Raw genomic sequence first — 10,096 nt, 5'->3', positions numbered from 1 at the left:
CCCAATTACCCCACCCATCGTGACGACGCCATGGCACTTGATGCCCGTTTCCTGGGTGCTGCAGGAACTCGGCACGAGCAGCCACGGCCTATCCGCACGGGACGTAGGGGCACGGGCCCGGACCTCGTCGCGGGCGCCCGAACCACTGGCCACCAGCCTGCCGTCGGCAGTCATCGAGGAGCTGGCCAATCCCCTCACCCCTGTGCTGGCAGCCGGTGCTGCGCTCGCAGCGGCCGTGGGATCGCGTACTGACGCCGCACTCGTCGCCGCGATCATGGGGACATCAGCGCTGTTCGGCGGCGTCCAGAGGGTGCAGACCGAGCGGGCGCTGGCCGAGCTGACCGCGCGCTCCGCAGTCTCCGTCCGGGTTCGGCGCAGTGGCGCAACCCGGCTGGTGACCGCGGAGGACCTCGTGCCCGGAGACATCGTTGTAGTGCACCCCGAGGACGTCGTGCCCGCCGACTGCCGTCTGCTGGAAGCCGATGGGCTGGAAGTCGACGAGTCCGCGCTTACCGGCGAATCTCTCCCGGTGATCAAGAACGTCGTGCCCGTGGTCGCCGCGCACATCACCGGGCGGCGCTCGATGCTCTACGAGGGCACGACGATCTCCGCTGGGCAGGCCGTGGCCGTCGTGGTCACCACGGGAGCGGCCACCGAAGCCGGCCGCAGCGCGGCCACCGCCCGCCAGGCGGCGCCGGTCACCGGCGTGGAGGCGCGCCTGAAGTCGTTGACCAAGGCCAGCTTGCCGCTCGCGCTCACCTCCGCTGCAGCGGTGACAGGGGCCGGCTTGCTGCACGGAAAGCGCCCGGCCGATATCGCGGCGTCGGCGGTGAACCTGGCCGTCGCCTCCGTCCCAGAAGGACTGCCCTTCCTGATCAACGCGGCCCAGCTCGCCGCGGCCCGCCGGCTGGGCAATCGCGGTGCACTGGTGCGCAACCCGCGCACCATCGAGGCGCTGGGGCGCGCTGATGTCCTGTGCTTCGACAAGACCGGCACCCTCACCGAGGGCACCCTGCAACTCGCCGCCGTCAGTGACGGCGGCGGGCTGCTGCCCAGCGACCGACTCGACACCGCGCACAAGGCCATCCTCGCCGCCGCGTTGCGCGCCACGCCAACTGTGCGTCGGGCCGAGCCGATGGCCCATCAGACCGATCAGGCGGTGATGGCTGGCGCCCGCCGAGCGAAGGTCTCTGCGCGTCGCGGCGCTGCAGGCTGGCGGCGCACCTCCGCGTTGCCGTTCGAGCACTCCCGCGCTTATCACGCCACCTCTGGAAGCGCTGCGCGAGGAGATCTGTTGAGCGTGAAGGGCGCCCCGGAAAGCGTGCTGCCGCGCTGTCGGCAGCGGCAGTCGAACGGAAAGCCGGTCCGCATCGGTGCGACCGAGAGGCAGGAACTCAACGCCACCGCCGAGGAGCTCGCAAGCTCCGGACAGCGCGTTCTCGCCGTGGCCGAGCGACCCCTGCAGCCGGACGAGGAGCTCAGTGACGAAGCTGTCGATGACCTGATCTTCCTCGGTTTCGTCTCGCTGGCCGATCTGATGCGCCCCGAAGCCGCCCCGGCCACCGCTCAGCTGCGCGAGGCCGAAGTGCACACCGTGATGCTCACCGGAGACCACCCCGCCACTGCCGCGGCCGTCGCGACCTCCGTCAGCGGCACCCCGGACCTGAACGTGCGCACCGGGGCGGAACTGGACGCCCTCGACGACGCCGAGCTCGAGGAGTTCCTGCCCACTGTGGACGTCGTCGCCCGATGCAGCCCACACCACAAAGTCCGCATCATCCACGCCTTCCAGCGCGCCGGCCGGGTCGTCGCCATGACCGGCGACGGTGCGAACGACGCCCCGGCGATCCGCCTGGCCGACGTGGGGATCGCCCTGGGGCGACGCGGCACCCCCGCAGCGACCGCAGCGGCCGACCTGGTCATTGGCGACGATCGGCTGGATACCATCGTCAAGGCCCTGACCGAAGGCCGGGCGATGTGGGCCTCCGTTCGGACGGCGTTGGCCATCCTCATCGGCGGGAACCTCGGCGAGGTCGCCTTCGGAGTGCTGACCTCCGCGCTGACGGGCAGCACCCCGCTGAACGCCCGCCAGATCATGCTGGTCAACCTGCTGACCGACCTCGCGCCGGCCGTCGCCATCGCGGTGCGCGCACCTGGCGAGGACGCCGAAGAATGGCTGCGGGAAGGCCCGGATCGATCGCTCGGCGTCGCGCTCACCGATGAGATGGTGCTGCGCGGGCTCACCACGACGTTGGGCGCCGGGTTTGCCTGGGGCGCCGCGCGCCTCATCGGCCCGCACCGGCGCGCCAGCACGGTCGGCCTTGCTTCAGTAGTGGGCACCCAGCTGGCGCAGACGCTGGTCAGCGGCGGTCTGGACCGCAACGTGCTGCTCGCTGGCGTCGGATCCGCCGCGCTGCTCGTAGGTATCATCCAGACCCCGGGCCTCAGCCAGTTCTTCGGCAATACCCCGTTGGGCCCGATCGGCTGGAGCATCACCCTCAGCTCGATCACTGCCGCAATGCTGGTCAACGTCGCGCTGCACCCGCTCGCCCGCACCTCCAGAGGTTCGTGAACGGCTCACGACAAGTAGCGGCGACCAGCTATCACTGGGAGTACTCCCACCTGTTCCCTGCTCCTGGACCTCCTCCGGGTCACGAGCTTGCAGTGCGGGGGTTATTCAGGTCTGCGTAGGCATCGGCACACCATTCCGCTCGGCCTGCTCCCTTCTCTGCTGTCGTGCGCCAGCGCTGGACGTGCTGGGCCCTGCCGACGGGGATTGTGCCGATCAAATCCAGTCGCGGCGTTTGAAGGCCGTACAGGCCGAGGTAGGCGACGATCACGAGGGCGAGCGCAAGCGGGTAGCCGAAGATCCAGCGCAGTTCGGGCATGTGCTCGAAATTCATGCCGTCGACGGTGAGCGATGATCGTGGGGCGAACAGGATCGCCGCCCATGCGGAGACCTTCTTGATTTTTGGTCCTGGTCGTAGCCGGCGCGCGAGAGGTGCTTCATTTCCTCGTTTTGGGCTTGGGCGACTAGCGTGGCGTTGACGGTGAGGATGAGTTGTCCAGCATCTGGCGGAATCCGCCGACGCGCTCGGCGACGGTCATGCCACGAGCTCAACATTCAGGTGACGGTGCGCATGTGCCGTGTTGCAGTGGATCGACTTCTGCCGCGGCTCTGGTCACCGGTCGTACGCCTCGGCTTCGGTCATCCTGTTCAGCATCGGCGGCCGACCGGCTGCCCATTCGAGCCAGCCCCGCGGGATCGCGTCCAGGGCCACGTCATCAGTGCCCATACCGTGAATCCGAGAACGACTTCGACGCCGAGGTACCAGGGCCAGTCGCCCATGAGGTCGAGCAGGGTCGGAGTATCCGGCTTGGCGTTCACATTTCATCGCGCGATGGCTCGCGGCACAGCCAAGGCATCGAGAACGGCACAACAGCTTGCCATCTGGCAAGCAAATCATCGTATCGAGCAGGCGGCGCTGTGGCTGGGCCAGCTCGGTCGGCTGCGGCGCTGCAGGCCGCAGGAGTACGAGGTTGGTGGTTGAGCGTCGGGGGATTTTTTGCTTCAGCACGCCGAGGAAACATCATCTCCGGGTACGGTTGTATCCGCGACGCCGTCGCAACTGAATGCGCCGATACGGAGGAGCGGTCCATGCCACAGCCCGAACCGGCCATCAAGAATTCGGACAAGGGATACGTAGCTCTTCTTGGGTGGAGTCTCAATGCAGTGGAGGCTCTCGACCGGTTCGATCGACGGTATGTCGTCGTGGCACCGGACTGGGCCGAGGAGTACTGCTCCGAGCACGACATTCCCTACGTGCCGTGGAATTTCGAGCGGCTCAACGACCGCTCCATGGAGATCGCCGAGACGCTTAAGGAGGAGGGTGTCGACGTTGCGATCCCGCTGTTCGAGGAGACGGTGGAGTGGGCCGGGGCGATCAACTCCGTCCTGCTGGACAACCCGCGCCTGTTCGGCCAGGCCATGCTGTTGCGGGACAAGGCGTTGATGAAGCGCCGCGCGCAGCTCGGCGGGATCCGGGTCGGGATCTTCGAGGAGGCCCACGACCGGGACGACGTGATCCGCTTCCTCAAGCGCGTCAACCAGACGCTGCTCAAGCTCGACGGCGACCCGAACGACCCGATCCACCTCAAGGCGTTCGACAAGGCCGGGTGTCTTGGGCACCGCGTCATCCGCACGCCCGATGAGATCGACACGATTCCGGATGAGGAGTTCCCGGTACTCATGGAATCGCACCTCGACGGCTGGGAGTTCGCCGTCGAGGCGTGGATCCACAACGGGAAGATCAAGTTCCTCAACATCTCCGAGTACGTGACGCTCGGGTACTCGGTGTTCGTTCCGGCGACCCCGGAACTGGAGAGGTACCGGCCGCAGATCACGGCGCAGATCGAGAAGCTCATCAAGACCTTCGACATCGAGTTCGGCTTCGTGCACCCGGAGTACTTCGTCACCAGTGACGGCGAGATGTACTTCGGCGAGGTCGCCTACCGGCCGCCGGGCTTCAAGGTCTTCGAGCTGCTCGAGCGGGCATACGGGTTCAACGCCTACCAGGGGCTGGTGCTGGCCTTCGACCCGAAGACGACCGAGGAGGAGATCGACGCCTTCTTTCCGCGCGAGGTCGTCGACGCGTCCGGGGTCGCGGGCTGCTTCGGTGTCTACCCGCGCCGCCGGGTTGTCGCCGATCTGCAGATCCCGGAGGAGACCGAGGACGACGACTACTATGAGTCGCACGACCTCGCGGCGCCGCTGGAGGAGACGGTCACCAAGAGGACCGCGTTCGGTAACCACTGGGGTCTGGTGTACTTCTTCGGTGACGACCCCTACCGGATGCGCGAACTGTTGAAGAAGCAGGAAGAGCTCGACTTCTACGTCTGACGACTCCGCGGAAGCAGGAGACCTACCCGAGGGAACCCTTTGAAGCCGACCGCCGACGTCACGGGTGAGGTCACGACGCTGGACAAGCGCGTGACCTCGCTCGACGCCGCCATTCAAGCCATGGCCGAGACCCGCGACTTCGGAAAGCACACGAAGCTGCGGCGGGTCCTGGAAGCGTTGCGGCGGGTGTTGCTGCAGCCGGGCGGCGCCGCGGCGGTCCAGGCCCGGGCGCAGGCGTTGGAGGAAGCCGGCCTGTTCGCGGGGACCGACTGGGCCTCCCCGGAGATCCTTCTCCCGTCACTGGTCGGCCCCGGGCTGCGCAGCGGAGACGCGGACACCGTCGTGGTGGAGGCGACCAGCGAGCTGCGGATGCTCGCCGTCGCCCGCGGCGACTTCGCGCACCCGAGCTTCTCCGCCGAGGACGCTCGCCAGTTCCTGTCCCAGGTGCTGGCGATGAACCTGGAGCTGCTGTTCACCCCGCCCAGTGAGGCGGAGCGGACCCGGCAGGGCCGGACCGCGCAGCTGATCCGGGACCTGTTCCGGCACCTCGCCGACGAGATCGGCTACGACAGCGTCCTGGACAAGCTGGTCGACGAGATCTGGCGGATCCTTCGCCAGCGCCCGATCCAGGTCGACCAGGTGCAGTCGCTGATCACCCGGATCGCGATCTACCGCGGCGATCCGGACGTCAACCTGGGCGCGTCGTCCGGGCAGGGCCTCGACCGGCTTATCACCAGCCTGTTCGGGACCACCGAGGCGTGCCGGGACGACCCTGGCCTCGACGCCTTCCGCTCCCGGCTGGAGGCGATGGATGCCGGCGGCCTGCAGTACGAGGCCACCGGGTTCGCCCGGGCGATGCACGACACCGGTCTGGTGTCGCCGTACCACGCGGAGCTGCTGCGGTTCCTGCTGCACGAGAGCGACTACCTCGTCGGCGAGGCACTCGGGTTGTCCGACACCGGCCGGAACTGCCTGCTGCGTTACCGCGACCTGGCGCATCGGCTGATCGAGGAGGCTGTGCACCCGCAGACCGCGCAGTGCATCTACGGGCTTGCGTTGTTGCTCGACCGCGGCATCCTCTACGAGCCGCCGGTGGTGCCCGCGCTGTGGCGCCAGCTGGCTCTGGACCTTTCCCCGGTCGCGCGGGAGCGGTTGGTGACGGTGTTCGGCGACCAGCCGGAGCCGAAGGCGCGGCTGATCGCGGGCGTGCTGTCGATGCTGGGCCAGCCGCTCGGCGTCGGGCAGGGCGATAATCCGACCTGCCAGTCGGCCCGCGCGCTGTCGATGTGGGCCTACAACGACCCGGACTACCTGCTGCAGGTGGTGGTCTGGGCGGCCCGCGACGACGAGATCATCATGCATTTCGAGGGCCAGCCGGTCTCGTCGAAGGACAGCGCGTCCGGGGTCGCGAGCACGCTGCCGATGGACCTGGACCCCGTGTCGTTGCTCGTCGTTCCCCACCTGGACCGGATCTACGCCGAGATGGGGAGGCGCTGCGCCGATCGGCCCGGGGACCCGCACCGGTGGGTCAACCCGGAGTTCCACGGCTGGTGGGCGGCCCGCGGGTTCTGGATCAACGTTGAGGTCGCGACCGGGAAGCTGGTCGGCCTCGACGCGTTCCTGCGGCAGTTCCATGCGAGCTATCACCCGTCCTACAACGGCGGGCAGCCGGTGATTCACCCGCAGCCGGCCGGCGTCGCCGTCACCGACAGCGCGGCACGCTACGTCGGCTGGCACGCGATCACGATCTTGCGGGTCGCGCCGGATCCGCAGGACGTCATGCGGGTGTACTTCTTCAACCCGAACAACGACAGCGGCCAGGACTGGGGCGACGGCGTTGTGGTCTCCACCGCGGGCAACGGTGAGCGGTTCGGTGAGGCCTCGTTGCCGTTCGACCAGTTCGCCTCGCGGCTCTACATCTTCCACGCCGACCCGCTCGAGCGCGGGGAGCCGGAGAGGGTGCCCGCCGAGGACGTCGTGCGGATCATCGGCTATATCGAACGCAGCTGGGGGGCCGACCGGTTGCCGGCGGGAAGGCTGCAGGCCTCGAAGGACCCGCAGTCCTGATCCGCATGCTCCTGGCCGTCGCGGCACGGGAACCGGCAAGAGCGTGGTGGAGAAGGCCAACCATTCCGCGGCGCAACGCTGGTGGGTGGCGCACCCTGAGCGACGACGCCACGATCGCCGCCGCGCAGTCCTCTTTGGACGCCCTGTGCGCACGTCTCGGCCGAGGGCGGCAGCGTGCTGCCGCGATCTCTAGGCCGGGTCGGGGGCGAACGGCATGCGCAATCGGCGCATCCCGGCATCGCTGTGGTCAGCGATTGGGTGTTGCTGCTCGGGGATGGCCCGGGAGTGTTCGGGTTCGGCGAATTGGACCGGACTCACCGTGCTCGGGCCGCGGGTGCACCCGCCGAAGGCCGGTTCCGGGTGGGAGACCCGGTCGGTGACCGGCAGATCGCGGTGCCGTCGGCGTGGGTGGTGAAGTGGTGTTGATGTGGTGATGGCATTCCTTCCTGTCCCGTGGCCGATCCAGTCCACCGCCTGGTGGCGGCAATGCGGATCGATGAGGGCAGTGTGCGTAGGGCGACGAGGCGGGGTGGTGCGCTCGCCGAAAGCTCCGGTGGCTCCCCACCCGGGTGGGGAGCCACCGGAGAACAGAGAGGGTTGTCAGACCACGCGCACGAGGTCGGCCTGCGGGCCCTTGGGGCCCTGGCTGACCTCGTAGGTCACCTGCTGGTCCTCCTCCAGGCTCCGGAACCCGCCGGCATCAATCGCCGAGTAGTGCACGAACACGTCCGGCCCGCCCTCGTTCGGAGCGATGAAGCCGAAGCCCTTTTCCGAGTTGAACCACTTCACGGTTCCGCTAGTCATGCGTGTCTCCTCCTGGGAGCTGGTGTATGACGGGCGACCACATCGTGCGGAGGCCCGGGCCGGGGGATCTCAGACGGCGGCTAACTCCAGCTGCGACCAAAGAAAGAAGCTCGCCCGCATCAACATCCTGCGAGCATGCACAAAACACGAACCCAGAAACAACGACCATCACCGACCCTACACGTTACTCGGCCGCCGTCAACCCAGACGCTGCGACGATCGCCGGCTGTGCGCTCAGGGCCCGGCTTTGGCGTGTTCGGCGAGTGGGTCTTCGAGTCTGGTGATCCGACACGCAGCGGCGCCCGGGGTGCGCTAGTCGACCCGTTGGCAGGCACGCTCTGGCCCGCCGCAGCTGACGGCGAGAAAGCGGCGACGTCCGCCCTCCGAGCGCTGCGGGACGGTGCCAACGGTCGCAGCGCTTCCCTGGCATGCTCAGGGAGCACTGGACGTCTCGGTGCGCGCAAGATCATGAATGCCCCTTGGCTGGGAAGCGGAGGTCGGCTTTGCTGTGCGCGAACGGCACCGCACTTGGAATGGTTGCCAATTGGCAACGAATCCAAGTGAGATCACAGTAGGATGCCTCGGGCGACGCTGGGGGTGTGCCCGAGGCGTTGTTGTCACGGGCGGCTCGTGTGAAGGGTGCCCTGGAAAGCCACGATGCCATGGGAAAGATGGCTGCTTGACCGGATCAGGGCCGCCGCCTTCGCCTCCAGGTCGCGGTGCTTTCGCACGGCAAATGACGTAGCGCGGAGGCCCTGTCCGGCGATATGCGAACCAACGGTGACCAACATCAGGAGATAGGCCTTGCAGTACTGGAGAACCGTGCTCGCCGTCGGGGGTGTCGCCGGCGGGGTAGCGGCTGTGCTGTTCGGCGCGTCGTTGGCGAGGACGGCCTGTGTGGCGAGGTTGGCTCCACTGCGACGGGCGTTGCGCAGCGCTGTGATCGCCAAGGTGGTCAGCATGGCCGCGGTGATGCTTTCTCCCATGCCGTTGGTGACCGCGACGGTCAGCGAATCGACGTCCTGGGCCCAGTCGAAGTTGTCACCGCGGACGGCGTAGGCGGGTTCGAGCTGGCCCGCAAGCCGATAGGCAGCGCATTCCACGGAACGCACTGGTAACAGCTGCCATTGCATCTCGGCGGCGAGCGTCAGTCGTTGCGGGCGCCGTGCTCGCCGATACCGATCGGTCGCCACCTCCGCGAGGATGATGGCGTGCGCGGCGAGCTCGGCTGCTTCCGCCAGTTCCTCACGCATCGCATCGTCGGGCGCATCAGGTAGCCGCAGCCAGAGGACGCCCAGCCGGTCGCCCCGCACGGTCATCGGCAGATGCAGCGCCACTTCCTGATCAAGCGGCTGTTGGACGTGCACCTGGTCGCAGAAAACACGCCCTTCCACGGTCGCCACCAAGGGAATGCCGGGGCCCTCGGGTTCGAGCACCGGCTCCAGAACCGCAAGCCTCAGGTCGACCAGGTAGATCTCCAACCCGGCAACGCCGAAATGGTGCCCCAGCACCGCTTCGAGCACCCCCGGTAACTCGTGCGCGGGAGCGTTCCGCAAGGCTCGCTCGATGGACTCCAGACGTGTGGGGACGGTCACCATTTCTCCGGCTTCACCTAGGCCCGCTCAGCTGCGGGCGATCTTGGATCCTGACGTGACAGAATGCGCCCGGGAGCCCGTACGCGAAGGAACGTGATGCACCCGGCTAGGAGGATTGCTCTGGTGCGCGAACCCGATTCTGTTTCCTCCGAAGCCCTGGACGACCTCGAAGCCAGCGTTGGGGCGCTCATGGTTGTCTGGGCGCGTAGCGCCGAACGCATCAAGCCCAAGGTCTCAGCGCCGCAGCTGCGGGCGCTCGTCGTCGTGGACAGGCACGGCGCCATCAACCTCATGAGCCTCGCCGACGAGCTCGGTTCGATTCCCTCTGTGACGAGCCGGCTGTGCGATCGGCTCCAGGCCGCCGGGTTCCTCGACCGGATCGCCAGCGAAGGTGACCGCCGCGAGGTCATGCTCCAAATGTCCAAGGACGGGCGCCGCCTTCTCCGCCAGTTCAGCCGGGAACGCCAAGCCGACCTCAAACAGGTGCTGGACGCCATGAGCCCCCGAAGCCGCAATGCCCTGCTCGCCGGCATGAGTGCCTTCTACGCGGCCGCGACCGAGCTCGGCCTGCCGGACGAGCTGCTCGCTTGACCTCCTGCCCGGTGTCGTCCGTGGCATACCGGGCCGGCCATTCCTGCCCGCCAGAACGGCGCGGCTGCGAACATGTCTTCGCCCCTCCCGCTTTACTTGTCTGAAGACAAGTAAAGTACCGGTTCTGCGTCAAACGACC

The 10,096-nt window shown here is 67.7% G+C and carries 7 protein-coding genes; 4 read left to right on the top strand and 3 right to left on the bottom strand.

What is annotated here, in order from left to right; translation table 11 throughout:
* Window positions 1-2,572 (top strand): cation-translocating P-type ATPase (locus E1288_RS33285; protein WP_132492337.1); only part of this gene is annotated, 2,572 nt, incomplete at its 5' end.
* 79 nt (window positions 2,573-2,651) lie between these two features.
* On the opposite strand, the gene E1288_RS33280 is transcribed toward E1288_RS33285, so the two are convergent.
* Window positions 2,652-2,903, bottom strand: coding sequence for a hypothetical protein (locus E1288_RS33280; RefSeq protein WP_132492336.1), 252 nt, complete (start codon window positions 2,901-2,903; stop codon window positions 2,652-2,654).
* A gap of 755 nt (window positions 2,904-3,658) precedes the next feature.
* Between E1288_RS33280 and E1288_RS33275 the strand changes: the two genes are divergently transcribed.
* Together E1288_RS33275 and E1288_RS33270 are read left to right on the top strand one after the other, a co-directional pair.
* On the top strand, window positions 3,659-4,900 hold the full coding sequence (locus tag E1288_RS33275; protein WP_132492346.1) for an ATP-grasp domain-containing protein: 1,242 nt from the start codon (window positions 3,659-3,661) through the stop codon (window positions 4,898-4,900).
* 39 nt (window positions 4,901-4,939) lie between these two features.
* Window positions 4,940-6,967, top strand: a complete 2,028-nt coding sequence (locus tag E1288_RS33270; protein ID WP_132492335.1) for a hypothetical protein — start codon at window positions 4,940-4,942, stop codon at window positions 6,965-6,967.
* A gap of 600 nt (window positions 6,968-7,567) precedes the next feature.
* Here the strand turns inward: E1288_RS33270 and E1288_RS33265 are convergent.
* Together E1288_RS33265 and E1288_RS33260 are read right to left on the bottom strand one after the other, a co-directional pair.
* Window positions 7,568-7,771, bottom strand: coding sequence for a cold-shock protein (locus E1288_RS33265; protein ID WP_132492334.1), 204 nt, complete (start codon window positions 7,769-7,771; stop codon window positions 7,568-7,570).
* 617 nt (window positions 7,772-8,388) lie between these two features.
* Entirely contained in the window at window positions 8,389-9,366 is a 978-nt protein-coding gene (locus E1288_RS33260) for a hypothetical protein (RefSeq protein ID WP_132492333.1), read from the bottom strand.
* 123 nt (window positions 9,367-9,489) lie between these two features.
* Between E1288_RS33260 and E1288_RS33255 the strand changes: the two genes are divergently transcribed.
* Window positions 9,490-9,957 carry a MarR family transcriptional regulator gene (locus tag E1288_RS33255; protein WP_207954692.1) on the top strand — a complete coding sequence of 156 codons (468 nt, stop codon included), beginning with the start codon at window positions 9,490-9,492 and terminating at the stop codon, window positions 9,955-9,957.
* Window positions 9,958-10,096: the final 139 nt, after the last annotated feature.

Source organism: Saccharopolyspora elongata (assembly GCF_004348985.1).
In the GTDB taxonomy this organism is placed as follows: domain Bacteria; phylum Actinomycetota; class Actinomycetes; order Mycobacteriales; family Pseudonocardiaceae; genus Saccharopolyspora; species Saccharopolyspora elongata.
This window is presented reverse-complemented; position numbering and strand designations above follow the sequence as displayed.

What these genes read in the sequence shown, in the direction of transcription:
- E1288_RS33280 (WP_132492336.1), bottom strand. Translation starts at nt 2,903, where the DNA reads ATGAATTTCGAGCACATGCCCGAACTGCGCTGGATCTTCGGCTACCCG.
- E1288_RS33275 (WP_132492346.1), top strand. Translation starts at nt 3,659, where the DNA reads ATGCCACAGCCCGAACCGGCCATCAAGAATTCGGACAAGGGATACGTA.
- E1288_RS33265 (WP_132492334.1), bottom strand. Translation starts at nt 7,771, where the DNA reads ATGACTAGCGGAACCGTGAAGTGGTTCAACTCGGAAAAGGGCTTCGGC.